The 24,072-nt window shown below is 71.8% G+C and carries 23 protein-coding genes, 1 tRNA gene and 1 riboswitch; of the genes, 7 read left to right on the top strand and 17 right to left on the bottom strand.

Annotated features, from left to right (window positions below; translation table 11 throughout):
• Positions 1 to 228 precede the first annotated feature (228 nt).
• Positions 229 to 1,035 (top strand): hypothetical protein, encoded by an 807-nt coding sequence (locus tag AC07B0_RS21890; protein ID WP_356880293.1) that lies wholly within the window; start codon positions 229 to 231, stop codon positions 1,033 to 1,035.
• Here the strand turns inward: AC07B0_RS21890 and AC07B0_RS21885 are convergent.
• Positions 1,019 to 1,369 carry a hypothetical protein gene (locus AC07B0_RS21885; RefSeq protein WP_356880261.1) on the bottom strand — a complete coding sequence of 117 codons (351 nt, stop codon included), beginning with the start codon at positions 1,367 to 1,369 and terminating at the stop codon, positions 1,019 to 1,021. The genes AC07B0_RS21890 and AC07B0_RS21885 overlap by 17 nt on opposite strands.
• A gap of 101 nt (positions 1,370 to 1,470) precedes the next feature.
• Here AC07B0_RS21885 and AC07B0_RS21880 point away from each other — a divergent pair, with 101 nt between their 5' ends.
• Entirely contained in the window at positions 1,471 to 1,701 is a 231-nt protein-coding gene (locus AC07B0_RS21880) for a DUF4287 domain-containing protein (protein WP_356880263.1), read from the top strand.
• Positions 1,702 to 1,849: 148 nt separating this feature from the next.
• Here AC07B0_RS21880 and AC07B0_RS21875 read toward each other — a convergent pair whose 3' ends face one another.
• Positions 1,850 to 2,704, bottom strand: a complete 855-nt coding sequence (locus tag AC07B0_RS21875; RefSeq protein WP_356880265.1) for a Bax inhibitor-1/YccA family protein — start codon at positions 2,702 to 2,704, stop codon at positions 1,850 to 1,852.
• A gap of 135 nt (positions 2,705 to 2,839) precedes the next feature.
• Positions 2,840 to 2,921, bottom strand: a tRNA-Leu gene (locus AC07B0_RS21870).
• A gap of 450 nt (positions 2,922 to 3,371) precedes the next feature.
• Here AC07B0_RS21870 and AC07B0_RS21865 point away from each other — a divergent pair.
• Both AC07B0_RS21865 and AC07B0_RS21860 read left to right on the top strand, forming a co-directional pair.
• Positions 3,372 to 4,136, top strand: coding sequence for an ABC transporter ATP-binding protein (locus tag AC07B0_RS21865; protein ID WP_467298458.1), 765 nt, complete (start codon positions 3,372 to 3,374; stop codon positions 4,134 to 4,136).
• A gap of 62 nt (positions 4,137 to 4,198) precedes the next feature.
• Positions 4,199 to 6,748: an ABC transporter permease gene (locus tag AC07B0_RS21860; protein WP_356880267.1), complete on the top strand. Its 2,550-nt coding sequence runs from the start codon at positions 4,199 to 4,201 to the stop codon at positions 6,746 to 6,748.
• Between the two features lie 84 nt (positions 6,749 to 6,832).
• Here AC07B0_RS21860 and AC07B0_RS21855 read toward each other — a convergent pair whose 3' ends face one another.
• The 7 genes from AC07B0_RS21855 to AC07B0_RS21825 all read right to left on the bottom strand — a co-directional run bounded on the left by AC07B0_RS21855 (position 6,833) and on the right by AC07B0_RS21825 (position 15,026).
• On the bottom strand, positions 6,833 to 8,212 hold the full coding sequence (locus AC07B0_RS21855; RefSeq protein ID WP_478898746.1) for a class I SAM-dependent methyltransferase: 1,380 nt from the start codon (positions 8,210 to 8,212) through the stop codon (positions 6,833 to 6,835).
• Positions 8,213 to 8,380: 168 nt separating this feature from the next.
• Positions 8,381 to 9,766 (bottom strand): NAD(P)/FAD-dependent oxidoreductase, encoded by a 1,386-nt coding sequence (locus tag AC07B0_RS21850; RefSeq protein WP_356880271.1) that lies wholly within the window; start codon positions 9,764 to 9,766, stop codon positions 8,381 to 8,383.
• A gap of 491 nt (positions 9,767 to 10,257) precedes the next feature.
• Complete coding sequence (locus tag AC07B0_RS21845) at positions 10,258 to 11,208, bottom strand: hypothetical protein (RefSeq protein ID WP_478898745.1); 951 nt, start codon at positions 11,206 to 11,208, stop codon at positions 10,258 to 10,260.
• On the bottom strand, positions 11,205 to 12,155 hold the full coding sequence (locus tag AC07B0_RS21840; protein ID WP_478898744.1) for a protein phosphatase 2C domain-containing protein: 951 nt from the start codon (positions 12,153 to 12,155) through the stop codon (positions 11,205 to 11,207). Before AC07B0_RS21840 ends, AC07B0_RS21845 begins: the two co-directional genes overlap by 4 nt.
• A 311-nt stretch (positions 12,156 to 12,466) precedes the next feature.
• Positions 12,467 to 13,132: a vWA domain-containing protein gene (locus tag AC07B0_RS21835; protein ID WP_356880277.1), complete on the bottom strand. Its 666-nt coding sequence runs from the start codon at positions 13,130 to 13,132 to the stop codon at positions 12,467 to 12,469.
• 20 nt (positions 13,133 to 13,152) lie between these two features.
• Positions 13,153 to 13,647 carry a hypothetical protein gene (locus AC07B0_RS21830; protein ID WP_356880279.1) on the bottom strand — a complete coding sequence of 165 codons (495 nt, stop codon included), beginning with the start codon at positions 13,645 to 13,647 and terminating at the stop codon, positions 13,153 to 13,155.
• Positions 13,644 to 15,026 (bottom strand): methyl-accepting chemotaxis protein, encoded by a 1,383-nt coding sequence (locus tag AC07B0_RS21825; protein ID WP_478898743.1) that lies wholly within the window; start codon positions 15,024 to 15,026, stop codon positions 13,644 to 13,646. The genes AC07B0_RS21830 and AC07B0_RS21825 overlap by 4 nt, the downstream gene beginning before the upstream one ends.
• Positions 15,027 to 15,164: 138 nt before the next feature.
• Between AC07B0_RS21825 and AC07B0_RS21820 the strand changes: the two genes are divergently transcribed.
• From AC07B0_RS21820 to AC07B0_RS21810, 3 genes are all read left to right on the top strand, one after another.
• On the top strand, positions 15,165 to 15,851 hold the full coding sequence (locus AC07B0_RS21820; protein ID WP_469380386.1) for a tellurium resistance protein TerA: 687 nt from the start codon (positions 15,165 to 15,167) through the stop codon (positions 15,849 to 15,851).
• 150 nt (positions 15,852 to 16,001) lie between these two features.
• The gene (locus tag AC07B0_RS21815) at positions 16,002 to 16,277 is read left to right on the top strand and encodes a type II toxin-antitoxin system Phd/YefM family antitoxin (protein WP_031150838.1); all 276 of its coding nucleotides are present in this window, start codon (positions 16,002 to 16,004) and stop codon (positions 16,275 to 16,277) included.
• A complete protein-coding gene (locus AC07B0_RS21810) occupies positions 16,274 to 16,543 on the top strand; it encodes a type II toxin-antitoxin system RelE family toxin (RefSeq protein ID WP_478898742.1) in 270 nt (89 codons plus the stop codon). Before AC07B0_RS21815 ends, AC07B0_RS21810 begins: the two co-directional genes overlap by 4 nt.
• Before the next feature lie 65 nt (positions 16,544 to 16,608).
• Here AC07B0_RS21810 and AC07B0_RS21805 read toward each other — a convergent pair whose 3' ends face one another.
• The 7 genes from AC07B0_RS21805 to AC07B0_RS21775 all read right to left on the bottom strand — a co-directional run bounded on the left by AC07B0_RS21805 (position 16,609) and on the right by AC07B0_RS21775 (position 24,033).
• A complete protein-coding gene (locus AC07B0_RS21805; RefSeq protein ID WP_478898741.1) occupies positions 16,609 to 17,580 on the bottom strand; it encodes a Ppx/GppA phosphatase family protein in 972 nt (323 codons plus the stop codon).
• On the bottom strand, positions 17,577 to 18,131 hold the full coding sequence (locus AC07B0_RS21800) for a DUF501 domain-containing protein (RefSeq protein WP_356883316.1): 555 nt from the start codon (positions 18,129 to 18,131) through the stop codon (positions 17,577 to 17,579). Before AC07B0_RS21800 ends, AC07B0_RS21805 begins: the two co-directional genes overlap by 4 nt.
• A 56-nt stretch (positions 18,132 to 18,187) precedes the next feature.
• Positions 18,188 to 18,676: an FtsB family cell division protein gene (locus AC07B0_RS21795; protein WP_356883318.1), complete on the bottom strand. Its 489-nt coding sequence runs from the start codon at positions 18,674 to 18,676 to the stop codon at positions 18,188 to 18,190.
• A gap of 98 nt (positions 18,677 to 18,774) precedes the next feature.
• A complete protein-coding gene (gene eno / locus AC07B0_RS21790) occupies positions 18,775 to 20,061 on the bottom strand; it encodes a phosphopyruvate hydratase (RefSeq protein WP_037793436.1) in 1,287 nt (428 codons plus the stop codon).
• A gap of 327 nt (positions 20,062 to 20,388) precedes the next feature.
• Positions 20,389 to 21,138 (bottom strand): transglycosylase family protein, encoded by a 750-nt coding sequence (locus AC07B0_RS21785; protein ID WP_356883320.1) that lies wholly within the window; start codon positions 21,136 to 21,138, stop codon positions 20,389 to 20,391.
• A gap of 2 nt (positions 21,139 to 21,140) precedes the next feature.
• Positions 21,141 to 21,311: riboswitch (cyclic di-AMP (ydaO/yuaA leader) on the bottom strand.
• 274 nt (positions 21,312 to 21,585) lie between these two features.
• Positions 21,586 to 22,626, bottom strand: coding sequence for a transglycosylase family protein (locus AC07B0_RS21780; RefSeq protein WP_478898740.1), 1,041 nt, complete (start codon positions 22,624 to 22,626; stop codon positions 21,586 to 21,588).
• A 114-nt stretch (positions 22,627 to 22,740) separates the two neighbouring features.
• Positions 22,741 to 24,033: a cytochrome P450 family protein gene (locus AC07B0_RS21775; RefSeq protein WP_356883324.1), complete on the bottom strand. Its 1,293-nt coding sequence runs from the start codon at positions 24,031 to 24,033 to the stop codon at positions 22,741 to 22,743.
• Positions 24,034 to 24,072 lie beyond the last annotated feature (39 nt).

Genomic DNA, 24,072 nt, shown 5'->3' with positions numbered 1-24,072 from the left:
GAAATCTAACCCCGTCGCGGCCGAGCTGTGACCGAATCTCCCCCAGGATGTGACCTTTGTCCTGGGGGATCGGCATTTGCCCAGGTCAGACGCCATCCCCCCGGCGGCCCAAGGACGAAAGACCTGTCCAATTCATGACGTAATGCACTGCACGCCATTCCCAGCAGAGGACAAGCTGATGTAGGAAGTCGGGGGATCGAATCAATCAGGAGTTAGTCAGTGAGCGCCATGTCTCTTGCCCTGCTGCTGACCACGGCCGCTGCCACGGCCGTGGGCGCTGCTGCGCTGCACGCCGTACACGGACTGCGCAAGCAGGTCACCGCCCTTCGCGGTGAGCTGGCGATGCCGGCCGTCCGTGCGCGCGCCGCGGCCGTCCCGCACGCCCGCCACGCCGTGGAGTCCCCCGCCGCGGAGATACGAGCCGCCGTGGCCGAAGCCCTCGCCGAGGAGCGGGAGCGGGAGCTGGCCGAGGCGCGGGCCTTCTGGGCCGCGCAGGAGGCCCGTGACGCCGCCGACGCCCCCTCGCTGCTGGGCGGGCTGCCCGGGCTCGGCGAGGACAGCCCGGTCTTCCTGCCCCGGCAGGCGGACCTGGTGGGGCTGGAGCCGGTGCTCGGCGACGACCTCGCCGACGAGTACCCGGAGGATTCGGCCGAACTGGCCGCCGCCCGCCGGCGCCACCCCTCGCACCCCGACTTCGTGCCGGTCCAGTCGCACCACGGCGCCGACCACGAGCGCACGGTGAACCGGCTGGAGGAGCTCGCGGAGGCCCGTACGGCCCTCGCGGACGTCCGCCCCGGCCCGCTGGGCACGCTGGACGTGTACGTCTTCACGGACGGCACGACGCTGTGCATGACCCCGGGGCACCGGGAGACGGCGGAGCGCCTCTCCGAGGCCCTGCGGGCGGGCACCGCGCCGGTCCTGCTGGGCGGCTCGGGCATTTCCGGCGCCTACGCGCTGACCTTCTCCTGCGGGGACGCCGAGGACCCGGACAGCAACGTCTACATCCTCGCGGACCGCGTCATCGCATCGCTCTGACTTCCGCCCGCTCCACCAGCGCCACGGCCTCGTCCAGCAGCACGGACGGGGCCGTTCCCGTGTCCGGGCCCGCCGCGCGGGCGCGCAGCGCCTCGGCGAGGTCCAGGCCCGTCACCGACAGCTGGTCCCCCACGACGAAGATCCCCGCGTCCGGCACCACGCGCTCCGGAGCCGCCCCTGCGGGCTCCTCCAGCCGCTGTGCCCGTACGGCGAGCTCCCGGGCCAGGGCCAGCCCCTCGGCCGCCGCGCCGCGCTGGAGGCGGCTCTGCGGGGCGGCCCGCAGGCGGTCGGCGAATCGTTCCACGGCTGCGGTCAGGGGTGAGGTATCGAGCACCCGGCCGACCTTACGCGCCGCTCCGGCGCCATTGCCAACAGGCGAACTCTCCGGCACGGTGACGTGAAGAGAACAGCACGGCGATACCTCCGGAGGCGCCCATGTCCGTAGAGTTCTCCGAACAGACCCACCGCAACATGATCGACAGAATTCCCCAGACCACCGGTCGTGAGCTGTCCGACTGGCTCCGCGCCGTCGACGAGGGTCCGTCCCTCCTCCGGTTCGAGGAGAAGGTCAGCTGGCTGCTCGGCGCGCACGACCTGTCGCACGGCCAGGCCAAGGCGATCATCCACGAGTACGACCTGCGCAGAGCCGCCCGCCGGTTCGGCTGAGCCCTCACCCCCGGCCCCGACTCCCTGTCCGTTCTGACGCTGTCCGTTCTGACGCTGTCCGTTCCGGAACGCGGGAAGGCCCCGCGAGCGGTGTGCTCGCGGGGCCTTCCCCGTGCTGTGGTGCCGTGGGTGCCGTGAGGCGGTCCGGCTAGTCGTCGCCCGAGAGGATCTGGAAGATGCGGAGCATCTCGATGTAGATCCACACCAGGGTCGTGGTGAGGCCGAAGGCGGCCAGCCAGGCCTCGTCGCGCGGGGCGCCGTAGGCCACGCCGTCCTCGACCTGCTTGAAGTCGAGGGCGAGGAAGCAGGCGCCGAGGATGATGCCGACGACGCCGAACAGGATGCCCAGGGGGCCGCTGCGGAAGCCGAGGCCGTCGCCGCCCGCGAAGAGCGAGACCAGCAGGTTGGCCAGCATCAGCAGCATGAAGCCGACGGCCGCGGCCATCACGAAACCGGTGAAGCGGCGGGTGACGCGGATCCAGCGCATCTTGTAGGCGAAGAGGACGCCCGCGAAGACGCACATCGTGCCCATGACGGCCTGGATGACCACACCGGCACCGAAGTACGTGCTGGTGGCCGAGCTGATCACACCGAGGAAGACGCCCTCGAAGGCCGCGTAGGCGAGGATGACCGCCGGCGAGGCCTTGCGCTTGAAGGACTGGATCATCGCGAAGACGAACGCGACGAGCATCGCGCCGATCCCGATGGCGTACGACGCGTTGATGTTCTCCGGGTCGACCGGAAGGAAGATCCAGGCGAGCGTCGCCGTGACGATCAGGGTGCCGAGCGTCATGGCCGTACGGCTCACGACGTCGTCCATGGTCATGGCGTTGCTGTTGACCGGCGCCGCCGGCATCCCCGTGGTGGGGTCGGTGGCGTACGGATTCGTCGCGTACGGGTTGGTCGCGGTCCCGGCCTGCGCGTGCTGCGCCTCGAAGCCCGCGTAGCCGCCGTTGTCGCGGCTGAACCCCCGTCGCGAGAAGACCGGGTTACTGCTCCTCATCTCACTCCTCCATGGCCACCGTGCGCAGCCTTGCGTCAAGAGTAATGCGCTCGCAAAGAAAGCACCCTACTGCTGGAGGAGGATCTTAGGAGAAGGCGCGGTGGGGCGCAGAGGATAAACGGAACGCCTGCTGAGTGCCCGGAGCCGGACTTGAACCGGCACGGCCCGAGGGCCAGCGAGGTTTAAGCTCGCCGTGTCTGCATTCCACCATCCGGGCAAGGCGCCGCGGGCCCCCGTGGAAAAGCCTTGAACGCTGACGCGAGCCTATCCGTAACACCCTCCGCCCCAGACGGCCGTCTATCCGATGTTGTCTGATTTTATTGGCGATTGAGTGGGCGTCAGGGCCGATAAGTCACGGTGGGCACCGCTCCTGGGGACACCGGTCACCGGACCGGGATTGACGTAATTTCGCCGCCGCCCCGCCGCCGCCCCGCCACCCCCTCCGCCACCCCGGGCCACCCCGGCCGCCACCCCGGTCCGCGCGGCGGCGGCCGGGGCCGCCCGGGGCCGTGTCATACCAAAGGAGGAGGCGGGCGGACGCCCGGTCAGACTCCAGTGGGCCTGCGAACGGGCACCGCGGCTGATCCGGAACCCGTAGGGGCGCCGTGAGGATGGGAAGCGTCCCGCAGTTCGCAGTCCGCCCGACAGGAGTCCCCCCTTGACCGCCATGAACTACGCCCCGCACACCATCCAGGCCGTGGCCGCCCGCGCCACGCAGCTGTCCAAGGTGTACGGCCAGGGCGAGACCCAGGTGGTCGCGCTGGACAACGTCTCCGTCGACTTCGCCCAGGGCCAGTTCACCGCGATCATGGGCCCCTCCGGCTCGGGCAAGTCCACCCTGATGCACTGCGTCGCCGGGCTGGACACCTTCTCCTCCGGCTCGGTCCGCATCGGCGAGACCGAGCTCGGCACCCTCAAGGACAAGCAGCTGACCCAGCTGCGCCGGGACAAGATCGGCTTCATCTTCCAGGCCTTCAACCTGCTGCCGACCTTGACGGCCCTGGAGAACATCACGCTGCCCATGGACATCGCGGGCCGCAAGCCCGACAAGCAGTGGCTGGACACCGTGATCGCGATGGTCGGCCTCTCCGAGCGGCTCTCCCACCGCCCGACCCAGCTCTCCGGCGGCCAGCAGCAGCGCGTGGCCGTGGCCCGCGCCCTGGCCTCCCGCCCCGAGATCATCTTCGGTGACGAGCCGACCGGAAACCTCGACTCGCGCTCCGGCGCCGAGGTCCTCGGCTTCCTGCGCAACTCGGTGCGCGAGCTCGGCCAGACCGTCGTCATGGTCACCCACGACCCGGTCGCCGCCTCCTACGCCGACCGCGTCATCTTCCTCGCCGACGGCCGGATCGTCGACGAGATGGCGCAGCCCACCGCCGACGGCGTGCTCGACCGGATGAAGGCCTTCGACGCCAAGGGCCGCACCAGCTGACCGGGGACTCCCCGAGCCACGAAGCCCTCCTCCAGACTTCCAGCCCCAGGACTGAGATCCCCATGTTCCGTACCGCCCTGCGCAACGTCCTCGCGCACAAGGCCAGGCTGCTGATGACGGTCCTCGCCGTCACCCTCGGCGTCGCCTTCGTCTCCGGCACCCTCGTCTTCACCGACACCCTCAGCAAGTCCCTGTCCGGCCAGTCGGCCAAGAGCTACGACGGCGTCGCCGTCTCCGTCACCTCGTACGGCCAGGGCCGCAACGAGGAGGGCCAGAAGGAGGGCGACCCCGGCATCAGCCGGCAGACCCTCGACAAGGTCAGGGGAGTCAAGGGCGTCGACGCCGTCTCCGGCCGCGTGTCCGGCTTCGCCGGCGTCGGCGACGAGGACGGCAAGCTGATTGGTTCGGGCTGGGCCAACAAGGGCTCCAACTTCGCCCCCGCCAAGGACGGCAAGGACCCCCGCTACGACTTCACCGCCGGCGCCGCACCGGCCAAGGACGACCAGATCGCCCTCGACAAGGAGACCGCCGCCAAGGGCAAGTACAAGGTCGGCGACAAGGTCCGCGTCGCCACCAACGGCCCGGTCCGCGAGTTCGTCCTGACCGGCGTCTTCACCACCGAGGACGGCTCCGTCAACGCCGGCGGCAGCCTGGTGCTCTTCGACACCGAGGTCGCCCAGCGGCTGTACCTCCAGCCCGGCTTCTACGACGAGCTGTCGATCAGCGCCCAGGCCGGCACCTCCGCCGACCAGCTCCTCGCCGACGTCAAGCCCCTCCTCGGCGCCAAGAACGTCACCGCCCAGACCGGCGCCGCCCTCGCCGCCGAGCAGGCCGAGAACATCAAGAAGCAGATGAGCGGCATGAGCACCATGCTGCTCGCCTTCGCCGGCATCTCCCTCTTCGTCGGCGTCTTCCTGATCTACAACACCTTCACCATGCTGGTCACCCAGCGGACCAAGGAACTGGCCCTGCTGCGCGCCGTCGGCGCCAACCGCGGCCAGGTCATGCGCTCGGTGCTCGCCGAGGCCCTGGTCGTCGGCGCCCTCTCGGCCGCCATCGGCCTGGTCAGCGGCATCGGCCTGGCGACCGGCATGCGGTCCCTGATGGACTCGTTCGGCGCCAAGATCCCCGGCGGCGACCTCGTGATCGCCCCGGGCACCATCGTCGCGGCCCTGGTCATCGGCGTCCTCGTCACCACCCTCGCCGCCCTGCTGCCCGCCTGGCGCACCGGCCGCATCGCCCCGGTCGCCGCCATGGGCAGCGCCCACCTGCCGGCCAGCGCCAAGTCGCTGGTCCTGCGCAACGTGCTCGGCTGCGTCATCAGCGCCGTCGGCATCGGCGTGGTCTTCCTCGGCGTGTCCATGGGCAGCGACGGCCGCATGGTCATCGGCGGCGGAGCGTTCTTCATGCTCCTCGGCATGATCGTGCTGCTGCCCCTGCTCTCCAAGCCGGTCATCGCGGCCGTCCGCCCGGCGCTGCAGAAGGTCTTCGGCGTCCCCGGCAAGCTGGCCGCGCAGAACGCCGTGCGCAACCCGCGCCGCACCGCCGTCACCGCCGCCTCGCTCGCCATCGGCCTGACCCTCGTCACCACCATGTCGGTGCTCGGCATCACCATGGGCAAGGCCGTGGACCGGATGAGCACGGACAAGCTCAAGGCGGACTACAAGGTCACCATGTCCGGCGGCATCGGCAGCCTGGACAAGACCGTCGCCGAGACCCTGGCCAAGGCCCCCGGCGTCACGGCCGTCTCCCCGCAGGCGGAGGGCTACTTCAAGGTCGGCGAGAGCTTCCGGTCGGCCTCCGGCGTCAACCCGGCCACCATCGGCCGGCTGCTGAACATCAAGGTCCTCAGCGGTTCGCTGGACAGCCTGGCCCGGGGCGAGGTCGCGGTCGCCGAGAGCACCGCGAAGAACCAGAAGCTGACCGCCGGCTCCACGTTCGACGTCAAGTTCGACGACGGCCAGAAGGGCGCCCTGAAGGTCGGCGCGGTCTACGAGGACCTCGAAGGCCTGCTCTCCCCGTACGTCCTCGACAACAAGATCCTGGCCCAGCACAACGAGGACCAGTACATCCGCGAGGTGTACGTCAGCACCGCCGGCGGGGAGTCCAAGGCGAACCAGCAGGCCGTCGTCGACGCCCTCGGCAAGAACCCGGCGATGACGGTCGCCACCCAGCAGGACATGCGCAACGAGATGGGCGGCATCGTCAACACGGCGCTGAACATCATGTACGGCCTGCTCGGCATGGCGCTGATCATCTCGGTGCTCGGCGTGGTCAACACCCTGGCGATGTCCGTCTTCGAGCGGACCCAGGAGATCGGCATGCTGCGGGCGATCGGCCTCGACCGGAGCCGGGTCAAGAACATGATCCGCCTGGAGGCCGTGGTGATCTCCCTCTTCGGCGCGGTCCTCGGCGTGGCCATCGGCGTCTTCCTCGCCTGGGCCGTCGGCACCACGCTCACGAAGGCGGTCCCGAACTACGAACTGGTCCTCCCCTACGACCGGATCGGCATCTTCCTCCTGCTGGCCGCGGTGGTCGGCGTCCTGGCCGCCATGTGGCCGGCCCGCAGCGCCGCCCGGCTGAACATGCTGACCGCGATCAAGACCGAGTAGCCCGCCGGACGGCGGCAGGGACACGGAAGGGCCCCGGGGCGTTCGCCCCGGGGCCCTTCCCGTCGTCCGCCGCCCGCGGCGGGGCTACGCCCCCCAGGTACGGGTGCGCAGCGGCAGTTCCGAGGCGCCGCCCGGGTGCGGCCGGACCGCGAGGACCTGGTTCACGCCGAGGCGGGCGTGCTCGAAGCCGAGCGCGGAGGCCGCCATGTACAGCAGCCAGACGCGGGCCCGGCCGGGCGAGGTCAGCCGTACGGCCTCGCTCCAGTGGTCCTCCAGCCGGGCCACCCAGGCCCGCAGGGTGAGCGCGTAGTGCTCGCGCAGCGATTCCACGTCGCGGACCTCGAAGCCGGCCCGCTCCAGCTCGCCGACGGTGGTGCCCAGCGGGGAGAGCTCCCCGTCGGGGAAGACGTAGGCGTCTATGAACTCGTCGATCCGGTACGCCTCTTCGTCGGGCTCCGGGGGCCGGGCGATCTGGTGGTTCAGGAGCCGGCCGCCGGGGGCCAGCAGGGCGTGCAGGGTGCGGGCGTACTCGCGGTAGCGGTCGGCGCCGACGTGCTCGGCCATGCCGATCGAGGAGATCGCCCCGTACGGGCCGTCCTTGACGTCCCGGTAGTCCTGGACCCGGATCTCGACCCGGTCGGTCAGGCCCTCCTCCGCGACGCGCTTGCGGGCGTACGCGGCCTGCTCCGTGGAGAGGGTGATGCCGGTGACCCGGACGCCGTACTCGCGGGCCGCGTGCAGGGCCATGGAGCCCCATCCGCAGCCCACGTCGAGGAGCCGGGTGCCGGGGGTGAGGCCGAGCTTGCGGCAGACGAGGTCGAGCTTGGCGCGCTGGGCGTCCTCCAGGGTGCCGCCCGGGGTCCAGTAGGCGCACGAGTAGACCATCGAGGGCCCGAGGACGTGCTCGTAGAACTCGTTGCCGACGTCGTAGTGGTGGCTGATGGCCTGCCGGTCGCGGCCCTTGGTGTGGGCCTGTCCGCCGCCGCGCACGGCCTCCTCGGCGGGCGGCGCGGGCGCGGGCCACGGGCGGGCCATGGTCACGAGTTCCCGTACGGCGGCCCGTGCGGCCGGGTCGCGGAGTAACGCGGCCGTGTCGACGGCGCCGGAGGCCCGCGCGGGCAGGAACGGGCGCAGGGCGGCGAGCTTGGCGAGCCCCGTCGGCGGTGTCGGGGCGGGCGGGGCGGCCGGGGCGGGCTCCCGCTCCCAGAGCAGGCCCCCCACCCGGTCGAGCAGTTCGAAGAGGTCGCCCTCGACGGTCAGGTCACCGGCGACCCAGGCGCGGGCCAGGCCCAGTTCGCCCGGCTTCCACAGCATGCGGCGCAGGGCGCGCCGGTGCGCCAGGACCAGGGTGGGGCCGGTGGCGGGGCCGGCTTCGCTTCCGTCCCAGGCCCGTATGCGGACGGGCAGGGGGGCGCCCAGCAAGGTTTCGGCAAGAGCGGCCAGCCGCGGCGCGGCGTCGGTCATCGTAGGCACCTCCAGAAGTTCCGACCGAACGGCCTACCCACTTCGGCGGCGCGTCAATCAGGGGAGGTACCGGCGGGTACGCCGAAGGGGCCGCCCGCACCACGGATGGCGGGCGGCCCCTTCGGGGACGTACGGGTCGTGCTCAGGTTCCTGCCGGGCTGCGCCGGGTCAGGAGGCCTTGGCCTTCTCGGCCGGTGCGGCGGCGGCCGCGGGGGCCGGCGCCGGCTTGGCGGCCTCGTAGAACTCCTCGCGCGGGGTTTCGAGGGCTCCGAGGGAGACCACCTCGCGCTTGAGGAACATGCCGAGGGTCCAGTCGGCGAAGACGCGGATCTTGCGGTTCCAGGTCGGCATGGCCATGCCGTGGTAGCCACGGTGCATGTACCAGGCGAGCCGGCCCTTGAGCTTGATCTTCATCTTGCCCATGACGATCATCGCGACGCCCTTGTGGAGGCCGAGACCCGCCACCGCGCCCTTGTTGGAGTGCGCGTACTCCTTCTGCGGGAAGCCCCGCATGCCGGAGATCACGTTGTCGCCGAGGACCTTGGCCTGGCGCAGCGCGTGCTGGGCGTTCGGCGGGCACCAGGCGTTCTCCACGCCGGCCTTGCGGGCGGCGACGTCCGGAACCTGGGCGTTGTCGCCCGCGGTCCAGATGTAGTCCGTGCCCTTGACCTGGAGGGTCGGCTCGGCGTCGACGTGGCCGCGCGGGCCCAGCGGGAGGCCGTAGCGGGCCAGCGCCGGGTTCGGCTTGACGCCGGCGGTCCACACGATGGTGTTGGAGTCGACCTCGAGGCCGTTCTTCAGCACCACGTGGCCGTCCACGCAGGAGTCCATGGAGGTGTTGAGGTAGATCTCGATGCCGCGCGACTCGAGGTGCTCCTTGCCCCAGGTGCCGAGCTTGGGCCCGACCTCGGGGAGGATCTTGTCGGCCGCGTCGACCAGGACGAAGCGCATGTCCTCGCGCTTGATCGTGGCGTAGTACTTCGCGGCGTCGCGGGCCATGTCCTCGACCTCACCGATGGTCTCCGCACCGGCGAAGCCGCCGCCGACGAAGACGAAGGTGAGGGCCTTGCGGCGGACGTTCTCGTCCGTCGTGGACTCGGCCTTGTCGAGCTGTTCGAGTACGTGGTTGCGCAGGCCGATGCCCTCTTCGACGCCCTTCATGCCGATGCCCTGTTCGGCCAGGCCGGGGATCGGGAAGGTGCGGGAGACGGCGCCGAGCGCGATCACCAGGTAGTCGAAAGGCAGCTCGTACGCCTCGCCGACCAGCGGCGTGACGACGGCGACCTTGCGGTCCTGGTCGATGGTCGTGACCCGGCCGGTGAGAACCTCTGCCTTGGGCAGCACGCGTCGCAGCGGGACGACGACGTGCCGAGGCGAGATGCTGCCTGCGGCCACTTCGGGGAGGAAGGGCTGGTAGGTCATGTACGAGCGCGGGTCGACGACCGTGACGGTCGCCTCGCCGTAACGCATCTTCTTCATGATGCGCTTGGCTGCGTACAGGCCTACGTACCCACCTCCTACAACGAGGATCCTGGGACGCTCCGTGGTGCTCATGAGAATGAGTATCCAGCACCCCAAGGGGTGACGCTCGTGAGCCCCTTCACAAGGTGCCATCGGACCTCTGCTACACTGCGCCACCCACGTGACCCAGATCATGGCGTCGAACGGGAACCAGGGTGTACCGGAAATCGTTGTTCACCCGTCCTGAACTGGCCTCCAGGCCTTCATCCGGACCAGACCACCGGGTTCGTGGATACCTACCGAGGGCCTCCCCCGGTGTCCACACTTCGCACGAACTCCCGCGTGAACCCCGCCCGCCGCCCCCGAAGGGGCCTCATCGGGGGTCCACCGGCCCTTTTTCCTTGTGAAGAACTTCACGAAGTTGGTGTGGACCGTGGGACTTTCGGCCCCCGGAAGGCCTCTCGGGGGCTCCCTCCGGGCTCCCTCGTGGCTCCCTCCGGGCTCCGCACTGCCGTCGCGCCGACGGTTCTCGCGCGGAGCGCGATCCTCCCACCAGGCTGGAGGTCCGGCGGAGCCCCGGCGGATCAGTCGCGGAGCCGGATGCTGCCGCGCGTGCGCGGTCCTTCGAGCGCCGACGGGTCCAGTTCCGGCCTCGTACGGGGCTTCGCGGCCGTCAGTTTGATCTGCTGTCGGCCCGCCAGGGCCACCCGCCACTGTCCGAGGCCCGGGCGGGTCCCGTAGGCGCCGGCGGCCTGGGCGAACAGGGCGCGGACGGCGGCGTCCTTGCGGTCGTCGTCGAGCACCCCGGGCAGCGGGGTCAGCGGCCGGCCCGGGGCCACGTACGGGTCCTGGGCCAGGATCCGGCCGAGGGCGAGGGCCGCCTTGTAGCGGTCGCTGTCGACGGTGACCGTCCCCGCCGGTGCGAGCGGGTCGTTCCAGTCGGGGGTGTCCGCCTGGGCCAGGACCGGGGCGCTGCCGCTCAGCCGGATGCCGTCGCAGTCCAGCAGGTACACGGCCGGTTCGGGCCGGACCGTCCACAGCACGTTGGCCTGCGAGACGTCCCCGACGACCAGGCCCGCCGCGTGCAGCCCGTCGACCAGTTCGACGAGCGCGCTCACCAGGGCGTACCGCTCGGCGGGCGTCGGCTGGAGCACCCCTTGCCAGGCCGGCTTGGCCGGGCGGAGCAGGAACGCCAGCTCCGTCAGCCGCTCCGTGCCGTCGCCGGCGGACCAGCGCATGGACGCGGGCGCCTCGGGCATGAGGAAGCCGGTGACCCGGCCCGCGTCGACGACCCGGCACAGCGGCCACGCCGCCGAGGCGTCCAGCCGGAACCGCTCCGTCGGCGTCAGGGCCAGGCGGACGGAGACCAGGCGGGACAGGGCGTCGCCCGCGACCAGGTGCGGCTCGCGGTAGCTCTTGTAGAGCAGGCCGGGCAGCCCCTCCAGGGTGCTCACCTCGCCCTGGCCGCCGTCGCCGACCTTCCGCAGGGGCCGCAGCGAGGAGAGCGGTACGTCGGCTCCGTCGGCGACGGTCATGCGCTCGCCTCCCACAGGCACACGGCGGTGCGGTCGTCGTCGTAGGACTTGACCCGGTACTGGAGCTGCCAGAGGAAGTCCGCGAGCCCCGGCGGCCGCGCCCCGCCGCCCCAGGCCCGGGCCAGGAAGTCGCGGATGCCCTCGTCCCCGCCGAGCGGCGCGGACAGGCCGTCCGTGCACAGGACGAGGACGTCGCCGGGGAGGGTGGTGACGAGGTCGGCCTCGGCGTACCGGGTGGAGGGCAGCGCGGCGGTTCCGGTGTCGATGATCCCGGTACCGGGGCTCCGCGCGCCGCCCACCACCTCCAGCCGCCAGGCCCCGTCGCGCAGCAGGGCCGTGCCGCCGTCGCCGACGGTGAGCAGCAGCCGGCCGCGTACGGCGGGGTCCACGGGGACGAGCAGCACGCGCAGGGTGGTCGCGTAGTCGCCGGGCCGGTGCCCGGCCTCCTCGGCGGTCCGTACGAGGCCGTCGGCGATCCGGCCGACGGCGGAGTTGACGAGCCCGCTCAGGGCCTTCTCGTTGCCCGCGCGCAGGCATTCGGACAGTTCCCCGGCGTACTCGTCGAGGAGGCGGACGGCCTCCCGGCAGACGAAGGCCGAGCCCAGGTGCGAGCGGGGCGCGGAGCCGACCCCGTCGGCGACGCCCAGCAGGAGCAGCCCGGAGGCGTCGTCGGGGGCGCCGAGCCGGGCCACGACCAGGGAGTCCTGGCGGGGCTCGGCCTGGTAGCGGTGGAGGTCGCCCCGCACGGAGGCGGCCCGCACGGTGAGCGGCCCGTACGCGGCGCCGTCGAGGGCGGTGTCGGGCACGGCCGCGGCCTCCGCGTCCGCGCGGGCGGCGGCCGGGGGGCCGGGGTGGGGGAGGTAGAGCGGCGGCCTGGACCCGCTGAACGGCGGATCCCCGAGCCTCCCGACGGGCGGGCCGGGCACGACCGGCGGCACGGGAGGCACGGGAGGCACGGGAGGAACCGGCGGAACCGGCGGCACGGGCGGGACGGGCGGTGCCGGCGGGACGGGCGGCGTCGGCGGTTCGGCGTCGGCCGGTTCGGCCGCGCGGGCCGGGGCGGGGTCGACGGCCGGCGCGGGCGCCGGGGCAGGCGCGGGGACGGGGGCGGGGGACGCCCCGGGGTCCTCCGGCGGGAGCGGCGGCGGCGCCGGGGTGGGCGGGAGCGGCCCGTCCGCCGGTCCGGGCGGGTACGGGTACGCGTACGGGTGGGGGGAGCGGTCCGCGGGACCGGTGGTCTCCTGGTGCACGGCGCGCCTCAGAGCTTGTCGAGCGGGACGGTCTTGAAACCGAGGACGTTCTCGTCGATGACGAGGCTGAACGTGTCGTCGCCGTTGGCGGCGATGCTGCTCGCCGAACGCACGATGGACCGGGTCAGGCTGGCGGCGAACTCGCGCAGCGCCGCGGCGGGCGACACGTTCTTGTCCTCCTGGATGAACGCCCGGAGGGTCGCGACGTGCCCGATCGTCGCCCGGTCGGCCTCGCCGATGCCGAAGGCGATGATGTTCGGCCGGTAGCGCGCCTCGACGAGTTCCTTGTGGGCCTGCGTCCAGTCCTCGTCGGTGGGGCCGCCGTCGGAGAGGAAGAAGGCCACCGGACGGTACACCTCGTGGCCCTGCGCCTTGAGCGCGGCGACGTCCGTCTCGATGCAGCGCAGCAGCGTGCGGAACGCCTGCCCGTACGCGGTCAGTCCGCCGGCGGACAGGGCCGGGAGGGTGTCGAGGTCGCTGAGGTCGGCCAGGGGCTGGAGCACGGTGGCGTCGTCCGAGAAGCCGATCAGGCAGAAGCGGGTCTTGTCGGCGACCGTCGGGTTGGTGCTGATCTCCTGGTGGAGCTCCGGCAGGGCGCTGTTCATGCTGTCGATCGACGGTCCGGCCATCGAGCCCGACTCGTCGCACACCAGGTAGAAGGGAAGGATCTGCACGGTCTCGCGCCTCCGGGGAGTCAGTAGGTGTAGAAGTAGATTTCGAGCTCCGCGTGGCCGCCGGAGGGGCCCTGGACGAAGAAGTCCCGGGTGGTGGCGCCGGTGAACATCTCCGGACGGGCCTGGGCCAGCAGGGAGTTGACGCGGCGGGCGTAGTCGACGCCCGCGCCGACCTCCGGGCTGCGGCCGAAGGTGAGGACGAAGGCGGCCGTGCGGCCCCGGTGGGCTTCCGTCTTCTCGCGGAGCTGGCGCACGATGCGGTCCGTGTCGGAGGCGGAGGCGTCGAACGCGAGCTCCACGGCCTGCCGCTCGACGGCCCTGGGGCCCGAGGGGGTGGGCGAGGGGCTCGGGGAGGCGTCGGGGCTCTGCGAGGCCGCCGGCTTCTTCGCCGTCGCGGCCTTCACCGGATCGCCCTGGTCCCCCATCGCCACCAGGGCCAGGACCAGGAGCATGTCGGCGAACAGCCAGCCGGCGAGCGTCAGCGGGTTGAACCGCGGCCGCCGCGGCGTCGTCATCGCGCGTCCGCCGGGACCTGGTCCGCGGCCCGCTCGTGACGGCCGTCCCCGGCCTTGCCCAGGTTCACACCCGGCACGGGGGCGGCCGGAGCGGCGGCCGGGACCGGCACCGCGTCGACCGGGCCCGCAGCGACTGGCACCGCGTCGGCCGGGCCCGGAGCCGCGGGGACCGCTGGAACCGCTGGGGTCATGGGGGTTACCGGGGTCACCGGGGTCGCGGCCGTGAAGTCGGCGGCGGCCCGGGACACGGCCTCGGCGAGTTCCGCGAACCGTTCGGCGGCCAGGCGCAGGGCCTCCGTCTGCCCGTCCAGCCCGAGGACGGCCCGCTGCGAGAGCGCCACCGCCTCGGCCGTGCTCTCCGTGACCTCGCCGAGGCGGTCGAGGACGCGGGCCGAGACGTCCGCCGCGACCTCGGTCCCCGTGGTGAACGAGCGCTGCGCGGCGGCGAGTACGGTCACCGAGTCCTCGACCCGCTCCCCGGCGGCGCCCAGCGCGTCCCGCACCTCGCCGTTGACGGCGCGCACGTCCTCCACGGCCTTGCTGACCTCCGCGCCGCTGGCCGCCACGGCGGTCTCGACCCGGGTGACGGCCCGCTCCAGCGGGAGCACGGCGGCGTCGACGGAGGCGAGGCGGCTGCCGGCGTTCTCGACGGCCTCGGAGACGGCGGTGACGGCCGTGTTCAGCTGCCGGTGGGCGCGGACCGCCTTGTCGCCGAGCTTGCCGAGGGTGGCCGCGGCCGCGGTGAGTTCGGCGGCGAAGCGCTGCGGGGAGGACAGCCGCTGCTCGTTGAGGAGCAGCTGGGCCCGGGTCAGTACGGGGACGAGCCGGGCGAGGAGGTCGTCGGCGGTGCGGCGGGCGTCGTCGGAGCGGCGTTCGGTGCGGGTGCGGCGTACTCCGTGGACGGCGGCGAGCAGGACCAGCAGGAAGATCACCGCGGTGGCGGAGCCGGCGACGTGACCGAAGGTGGACCAGGCGGCGAGCCGGCCCTCGAAGCCGGACTGCCAGAGCTGGAGGAAGGGGCGCCCCGCGGCGGCCGGGTCCTCGCCGATGAGGGCTTCGTAGGCGCTGGTGGCGCGGGAGAGGCCGAGCCAGGTGAGGAGCAGGGGCAGGAACACCAGGGAGCCGATGCCGACTTCCAGCCAGGCCCACGCCCGGTGTTCGGGTTGCTCGTCGAAGACGGCCCGGACGCTCTCCTCCCGGGCGAAGGCCTGGAGGAGGTCCAGTTCGGTCCAGGGTTCGAGGTCCCCGTCGCCGAGGCCCCGCAAGGCGTCGGAGAGTGCTGTCAGCTCGTCCCGCCGGGAACCGAGTCCCGGGTGCGCGGCGAGGTCGTCGAGCTGCGCGGCGACCGTGGACGCCGTCGCGAGTGCCCCAACGGGCATTTCCACCCCCATGGAAGATGCGGGGCGGCCGTACGTCCTGCGCACGACCCGTACGAAGCCGTGGCCCACCCCCTGCGCGCCCGGGCGGCGGCCCGCGGCGGCGCGCTCGGATCATAGCCCAGCCCGACGATCCGTCATATGATCCTCCATCATCTGATCGGGGGAGAGATGGGCTCAGCCGACCGGCCGCGCGGAGTGATCCGGCTGCGCGGTGAAGAGGGCGCCGCACCCGTGCTCACGCGGGCCGCGCCGCAGGCCCGCATCCGAGGCCGGGGCCAGTTGCAGGCGAACCTGAACTGGCTGCCGGCGGCCCGCGCGGACCTGAACCTGTGCGCCCTCGTGGAGTTCCGGGACGGCCGGGCGACGGTGGTGCAGGCGCTGGGTGAGGACTTCGGCTCGCTCACGCAGTGGCCGTACCTCGCGCTCGACCACGACGACCGCACGGGCGGATCCTCGGACGGGGAGACGCTGCGGGTGAACCTGGCCCACCGGGAGCGGTTCGCCCGTCTGCTGTTCTTCGTCTACATCTACGAGGGCTCCGCCGACTTCCGCCGGCTCGGGGCCACCGTCGACGTGACCGCTCCGGCCGGCCCGGGCTGCCGGATCCTGCTGGACGACTCCCCGGCCGGAGCGCTGGGCTGCACGATCGCGAGCGCGGTCCCGGACGGGGACGCGCTGACGGTGCGCCGCGAGGTGAACTGGTACGTGCCGGACGGGGACCGGTACGTGCACGAGATGATCGACCGCCAGTACGGCTTCGGCCTGGACTGGGTCCGCGGCACGAAACCCCCACGGGACGGCCGCGAGGCGCCCCGCGGCATCTGACGGCGAAAGCGGCGCCCCGGCCGGCCGGGGCGCCGCCCGCGCGGCCTCAGGCCAGGGACCAGGCGATGCCGTCCGGCATGACCGGTGAACCCACACCCCGTTTACGCGACACCCCGGCAGGTGTACACGTTCGCGCGTACACTGGCTGGCATGAGTGATGAGAACGCCGTGACCGTGCGCGAAGCCCGCGCCCATCTTGCGGACCACATCAACCGTGCCGAGCAGGGCGCCCCGACCATCATCACGCGGAACGGTGCTCCGGTGGCCGCCCTCGTCCCCATCGCGGACTTCAACGCACTCGAAGAGGCGGCAGACGAGCTGCTCGCACGCGAGGCGGAGGCGGTACTCGCCGAGGGCGGATCGACCGTGACGATGGCCGAGCTGCTGGCCGACCTGTTCAGCGAACGGGGTGACGGCGCGGCGTGAAGTACGCCTTTCGGTTCACGACCGCGGCGCAACGGCAGCTCCGGGCGATCGACAGGCCGGCAGCGATGCGGATCCTCGCCGCCCTGACCACGCTGGGAGACGATCCGTACCGCGAGGACGCCGACACCAAGAAGCTCACCGGCCCCTCCGGCCTGTACCGGCTCCGCGTCGGCAGCTACCGGATCGCCTACCAAGTCCTGGACGGCGAGCTCGTCATCCTCGTCGTCAAGGTGGGCGACCGCCGCGACATCCACCGCAACATCTGAATCCCAGGCAGACGGCAGCGCTCCGGTCGACTGACCGGAGCGCCGCCGTTCGGCATTTCCGCGGGTCAGGAGCGCTGCTTGTCCGTCTCGACCTCTTCTGCGGTCTTCCAGGCGATGCCGTCGAGGATGTCGTGTTCCGAGACGACGACCTCGCGGGCGCCGGTGCGTTCCATGATCGCGAGGAGGACCAGGGCGCCCGCGCCGATGACGTCGACGCGGCCGGGGTGCATCACGGGGATCGCCGCGCGCTCCGCGTGGGTCGAGGTGAGCATCCGTTCGGTGATCTCGCGGACCTGGTCGTAGGAGATCCGGGAGTGGTGGATCGCCGCGGAGTCGTACGCGGTCAGGCCGAGGGCGATCGCGGCGACCGTGGTCACCGAGCCGGCCAGGCCGACCAGGGTGCGGGCCTCGGCCAGCGGGACGGTCTCGGCCGCGAGGTCCAGGGCCGCCTCGATGTCGGCCCGTACGGCGGCGATCTGCTCCGCGGAGGGCGGGTCGACGATGCTGCCGTCCACCACCAGGTGGCGCTCCGTCATCCGGACGCAGCCGACGTCGACGGAGCGGGCCGCCCGTACGTGCTCCTCGCCGACGACGAACTCGGTGGAGCCGCCGCCGATGTCCACCACCAGGAAGGGCCGCTCCAGCCGGCCGGCGCCGGTGAGGTCCTTCGTGGCGCCGGTGAAGGAGAACTCCGCCTCCTGGTCGCCGGAGATCACCTCGGGCTCGACGCCGAGGATGTCCAGGACTCCCCGGACGAACTCGTCCCGGTTCTCGGCGTCCCGGGAGGCCGAGGTGGCCACGAAGCGGACCCGTTCGGCACCGAGCTCCTTGATCACGGCGGCGTACTCGCGGCAGGCCGCGAAGGTGCGCTCCAGTGCGTCGGGGGCCAGCCGGCCGGTCTTGTCCACGCCCTGGCCGAGCCGGACGATGGTCATGCGGCGGTCCAGCTCGGTCATCGCGCCGGTCGCCGGGTCGAAGTCCCCGACCAGCAGGCGGATGGAGTTGGTGCCGCAGTCGATGCCCGCGACGCGGGTCACAGGGACTCCCCGGCGTTCTCCCCGGCGTTCTTCTCCCCGCACGGGGTGACGCAGGCGCCCTTGGCCCACCACTCGGGCAGCATCGCCAGGGCCTCGTCGCCGAACGGGTTCACGCCCGGACCGGCGGCCAGCGAGTGGCCGACCAGCACGTGCAGGCACTTGACCCGGTCCGGCATGCCGCCGGCGCTCGGGAAGCCCTGGAGGACCTCGATGGCGTCGCGGCGGCGGATGTAGTCCTCGTGCGCGGCCTGGTAGGCGGCGGCGAGTTCGGGGTCCTCGGCGAGCCGGGCCTGCATCTCCTTCATCACGCCGTTGGCTTCCAGCGTGCCGATCGCGGAGGCCGCGCGCGGGCACGTCAGGTAGTACAGCGTGGGGAAGGGGGTGCCGTCGGGGAGCCGGGGCGCGGTCTCGACGACGTCCGGCTGCCCGCAGGGGCAGCGGTGCGCGATCGCGCGCAGTCCGCGCGGCGGGCGGCCGAGCTGCTGCTCGAACGCCTCGATGTCCGCGTCGGTCGGCTCGGTCCGGTCGGTCTGGGGCGGGGGCGTCTGCATGCCTGGAGGAAGTCTCTTCGTTCTCGTGGGTGGGTGCGGGACGGGCGGGTACCCGGTCAGTCGCGGGGGCGGTCGGCCTTGTCGACCCCGTCCCAGACGTTGGAGTACCAGGGGCGGTCGGAACCGGCCTCCCCGCCGCGGCGGTGCTCCGAGGCCTCGGCCCCGGGGTCGTTCATGATGTAGCCGGTCTCCCCCGGGCGCAGGAAGTGCAGGTGCTTGCGCGCCTGCTGTTCCGCGTAGGCGGGATCCTGCCAGCGGGCCTTCTCGTCGCGGAGGTGTTCGAGGCGCTTGCGCGCGTCGAGCGCGGCCCGCCGCTGGTCCGCGATCTCCGAGCGCTGGGACACGTACTGGCGCATCGGATACGCGAGGGCGACGACCAGGGTACAGAGGACGAGGACCAGCAGTGCGGCCCGGCCGGTGAGCCGGCTGCGGCGGACCTGCCGGCGCGACTGCGACCGGTAGACGTGGGCGGCGGTCCGCTCGCCGAGCTGCTTGAGCCTGGTAGCCGTCGAGAAGGTGGAGAACCGATCCCGGTTCCCGGCCATGGTCCCGCCTCCCCTGGTGCGCACTACGCAATACGTCCCCGCACACGGTACGGGACCGAGTGCGGGGACGTACGGAGGCCAGCGCCGTGAGGCGGTGATTAGCCCTTGAAGCGCGGGAACGCGGAGCGCCCGGCGTACACCGCGGCGTCGTCGAGGATCTCCTCGATGCGCAGCAGCTGGTTGTACTTGGCGACGCGGTCCGAGCGGGCCGGGGCGCCGGTCTTGATCTGGCCGCAGTTCACGGCGACGGCGAGGTCGGCGATGGTGACGTCCTCGGTCTCGCCGGAGCGGTGCGACATCATGCACTTGAAGCCGTTGCGCTGGGCCATCTCGACGGCGTCGAGGGTCTCGGTCAGCGAACCGATCTGGTTCACCTTCACGAGCAGGGCGTTCGCGGAGCCCTCCTCGATGCCGCGGGCGAGGCGCTCGGGGTTGGTGACGAAGAGGTCGTCGCCGACGATCTGGACCTTGGTGCCCAGCTTGTCGGTGAGGGTCTTCCAGCCGGCCCAGTCGTCCTCGTACAGCGGGTCCTCGATGGAGACCATCGGGTACGCGGAGACGAGCTCCTCGTAGTACTCGGTCATCTCGGCGGCCGAGCGGGACTGGCCCTCGAACTCGTACTTGCCGTCCTTGTAGAACTCGGACGCGGCGACGTCGAGCGCGAGCGCGATGTCCTTGCCCGGGACGTAGCCGGCCTGCTTGATGGCCTCGACGATGAGGTCGAGCGCGGCGCGGTTGGACTCCAGGTTCGGGGCGAAGCCGCCCTCGTCACCGAGACCGGTGGAGAGGCCCTTGGTGTGCAGGACCTTCTTGAGGGTGTGGTAGACCTCGGCACCCCAGCGCAGCGCCTCGGAGAAGGACTCCGCGCCGATCGGGGCGATCATGAACTCCTGGATGTCCACGTTGGAGTCGGCGTGCGACCCACCGTTGAGGATGTTCATCATCGGAACGGGCAGCAGGTGCGCGTTCGGGCCGCCGAGGTAACGGAAGAGCGGCAGGTCCGAGGCCTCGGACGCGGCGTGCGCGACGGCCAGGGAGACGCCGAGGATGGCGTTGGCGCCGAGGGAGCCCTTGTTGTCGGTGGCGTCCAGGTCGAACATGGCCTGGTCGATCAGGCGCTGCTCGGTGGCGTCGTAGCCGACGAGCTCCGGGCCGATCTGCTCGATGACGGCGAGGACGGCCTTCTCGACACCCTTGCCGAAGTAACGGTTGGGGTCACCGTCACGGAGCTCGATGGCCTCGAAGGCACCGGTGGAGGCGCCGGACGGAACTGCAGCACGGCCGGTGCTGCCATCGTCGAGGCCCACCTCGACCTCGACCGTGGGGTTGCCTCGGGAGTCCAGGATTTCCCGGGCTACGACGACGTCGATGGACGGCACGAGCATCTCCTTCTGGGATGTGACGCTGGGTGTGCGGTGGCGTGTCAGGCCGTGGGATGGCCTTGCCGCCTAGAGCCTAACCGGCTCCGGGCACTCGGTCGGCCGACCGCCCGGGTCCTGGGACGAAAAAGGGCCCGAATACCCCTGTTCCAGGACATAGGTCTCTTGATCAATTCGAGTTCGGCCCGTCGGGGCCGCCCGGATCGGTCCGGAAGCGGGCCGGGAACGGGCCGGAAACGGCCCCGGACACGCCACCGCCCGGCGCGTGGGGGGATACGCGCCGGGCGGGGGGATGCTGCGGGTGGATCAGGTGACGCGGTGTTGCGCCGGAGTTCAGCTGAGCTTCAGCTTCTGGCCCGGGAAGATCAGGTCCGCGTCCTTGACGATGTCCTTGTTCAGCTCGAAGAGCTTCTCCCAGCCGCCCTTGACGCCGTTCGCCTGGGCGATGGTGCCGAGGGTGTCGCCGGCCTTGACCTCGTAGGAGCCGTTGCCCGTCTTCGGGGCCTCGGTCTTGGGGGCCTGCGGCTTGGCGGCCGGGGTCTCGACGCGCTCGGAGCGGGAGACGGGGGCCTCGGTGCGCTTCGGCTCGGCCTTCGGGGTGGCCGGCTTCGCGGGCTTGGCCGGCGTGGCCGGCTTCGCGGGGGCGGGCTTCGCCGGCTTGGTCTCGGGCTTCGGCTTGGCGGGGGTGGTCGATCCGCCGCCGTTGTACGAGGAGTTGGAGAGGCCGACGCCGCAGTGCGGCCAGGCGCCCTTGCCCTGGCCCTTGAGGACCTTCTCGGCGATGGCTATCTGCTGGGCCTTGCTGGCCTGGTTGGCCTGCGCGGCGTACGCCTTGCCGCCGTAGCCGGCCCAGGTGGAGGCCGAGAACTGCAGACCGCCGTAGTAGCCGTTGCCCGTGTTGATGGCCCAGTTGCCACCGGACTCGCACTGCGCGACCTTGTCCCACTCGGACGCGGTGGCGGCGCTGGCGGTACCGGCGGCCATCAGGGGGGCCGCGACGGCGACACCGGCGACACCGGCGAGCGTGACGATGCGGACGGCCTTGGAGCCGCGACGGTGCTTGCCCTTGCCGGAAAGCAGCATGGATTTCTCCTCACCGACGCCTTCGAGGTGAGCTGTCGGGTTCGGGCTGATGAGTTGCCCGGTCACGTGTCGAGCACGTGGCTTAACCCCAAGCCGGTACGCGGCCGTCTCTCAACGGCCTTTCCCGGCGCCTACCTTGGTTCCCCCGCTCCTGCCTTCGGCGCTTGCGCGACGACTGTTCCCCCCGTCCGCCGGCAGGATTCGGCGATGCGGTCGAAGGAGCCCGCGGTGGCGAGCGACTCAGAAGGTAGACAGGTCTCTCCCCGATGTTCAACGTGCGATATCGGGGAGAAACCGGCCTACTTGCATTCCTCAAAAGCACGTTTGTGCAGGTGAGGGGTGGGTTTGGGGAAGTTCCGGAACGAGACACGCCAGTTGACCGGAAGAGACGCATGTCTCACTTGCCGATAACGGACATTCAGCTCTTTCCGGATGACCGAACTGCCCCTATTCCTTGGTTAGATCCAGGTTCTGACCGGGCTTGATGAGGTCCGCGTCCTTACCGATGACCTGCTCGTTGGCCTTGTAGAGCTCGTTCCAGCCCCCCTTGAGCCCCTTGGCGTCCGCGATCGCGGTGAGACTGTCGCCGGGCTTCACGGTGTACGAGGGGTCCGACGTGGCGTCAGAGACGGTCTGCACCTCGATGGCGGCCGGGCCGCGGTGCTTGCCGCCGCCGTCGGCCGTGCCGGAGGGCGAGCTCGTGGGCGAGGTCGTGGGCGAGGGCGTGGCACCCGGGGTGAGCGGGGCCGTGGGGGCCGTCGGGTCCACCGGGGTGGTGGGGGTGGCCGGGGCCGACGGGTCCGCCGGGGCGGTCGGGGCCGTGGTGGGCGGAGCCGTGGTCGGCGGCACGGTCGCGGGCGGGACCGCCGGACCGGTGGACGGCGCCGGGGCGTCGGGCTCGGGCATGACGGGCAGTCCGCTGGTGGGGCCCAGCGGGTAGTCCGGCAGGCCGGTCGGCGGGGCCGTGGGGCCCTGCGGGGACGGGGTCGGGGCCCCGAAGTCGATCGGGGCGTCGGAGCCGGTGACGGGCACCGAGTCGTCCATCCGGGTCGGGGTGGGGGCGACGGGTCCGGCGGGCTTGGGGTCGCCCGGGTCCACGGCGGCGGCCGGACCCTGCTGAGTCAGGCCGGCCGAGGCGGCGCACAGCGGCCATGCCTGGGGGCCCTGGGAGGCCAGCACCCGTTCGCCCACGGCGATCTGCTGGGAGCGGCTGGCGAGGTCCGGACGCTCGGCGTAGGCGAGTCCGCCCGCGTTCTTCCACTGCTCCTGCGTGAACTGGAGCCCGCCGTAGGCGCCGCTGCCGTAGTTCGCGCTCCAGCTGCCGCCGCTCTCGCAGTCGGCGACCTTGTCCCAGGTGGCCGTTTCGGCCGCGCTCGCGTTCGTGGCGGCGAGCAGGGGCAGGGCGAGTGCGGAGCCGGTGACTCCGGCGGTGACGACCAGGGCGGGTACCTGGCGGGGGCGTCTGTGGCGGCCGTTCCCGGAACGCATGAGGCTGCACCTTTCGCATAACGGCGGGGTAACGGCAGAACCTAGCGGCCTTCGAACGATTGTCACAAGTTCGGCTGGTGACTGACGTGGGATCAGACGGACTTCCGGCGGGCCTCAGTTGTTTCGGGGTGTGAAGCGGACCGGAAGCGTGCGCAGGCCACGCATGATGAGTCCGCCGCGCCAGCGCAGGTCCGTAGGGGGAACGGCAAGTTCCAGATCCGGCAGACGCGTCAGCAAAGTCGCGAGCGCGGTCTGTCCTTCGAGACGGGCGAGCGGAGCACCGAGGCAGTAGTGGATCCCGTGGCCGTACCCGAGGTGTTGGTTGTCACTCCGGGACAGGTCCAGGGTGTCCGGATCGGCGAACCGCTCGGGGTCGCGGTCGGCCGCCGCGAGGACGACCAGTACCGGGTCGCCGGCCGCGATCTCCTGGCCGCCGAGGGTCAGCGGGCCGGTGGCGAAGCGCCAGGTCGCCAGCTCCACCGGGCCGTCGTAGCGCAGGAGTTCCTCCACCCCGGTCTCCAGCAGGGCGCTCTCGCCCGCCGCGAGGGAGGCCTGGAGGCGCTCGCGCTGCTCCGGGTTCATGAAGAGGGAGTGGACCCCGTTGCCGATGAGGTTCACGGTCGTCTCGAAGCCGGCGAACAGCAGGATGAACGCCATCGCCGTGGCCTCGGCCTCGGTGAGGTGGTCCCCGTGGTCGCTCGCCCGGATCAGGTCGGAGATGAGGTCATTGCCCAGATCATCCCGTTTGCGGTGGATGAGTTCCCCGAGGTAGGTGCGCATCTGCTTGACCGAGCGGGCGACCCCGCCGCGCGGGCCGCCGCCGTGCCGGATCATCATCCCGGCCCAGTCGCGGAAGTCGTCCTGGTCCTCGCGCGGTACGCCGAGCATCTCGCAGATGGCGTAGATGGGGAGCGGGAAGGCGAACTCGTGGATGAGGTCGGCCTCCCCCTTCTCCGCGTCCCCCGCCTTTTCGACGATCTTGTCGATGAGGTGGTCGGTGAGCTCCTGCACGCGCGGGGTGAACTCGGCGACGCGGCGCGGGGTGAACGCCTTCGACACCAGCCGGCGCAGCCGGGTGTGGTCCGGCGGGTCGATGTTCAGCAGGTGCGTCATCAGCTCCGCCTTGCGCTCCCCCGGGATGCCGGTCTTGCCCTTGGCGTGCGCGGGTTCGGCGTGGTGCGCCGGGTTCTTGCTCAGGCGCTGGTCGGCGAGGGCCTGCCGGGCGTCGGCGTACCGGGTGACCAGCCAGGCCTCGACCCCGCTGGGGAGCTTGGTGCGGTGCACCGGGGAGTGTTCGCGCAGCCAGGCGTACGCCGGGTAGGGGTCGGTCGCGAACTCCCAGTCGAAGAGGGTCGGGCCCTCGGTGGAAGGGGAGTCGGCCGGGGTTGCGGAGGTCTGCTCATGCACCCGCAGACCGTATCCCGGCCCGCGCCGGCCACCCCATAT

The organism is Streptomyces sp. NPDC044704, from assembly GCF_056433525.1.
This window is presented reverse-complemented; position numbering and strand designations above follow the sequence as displayed.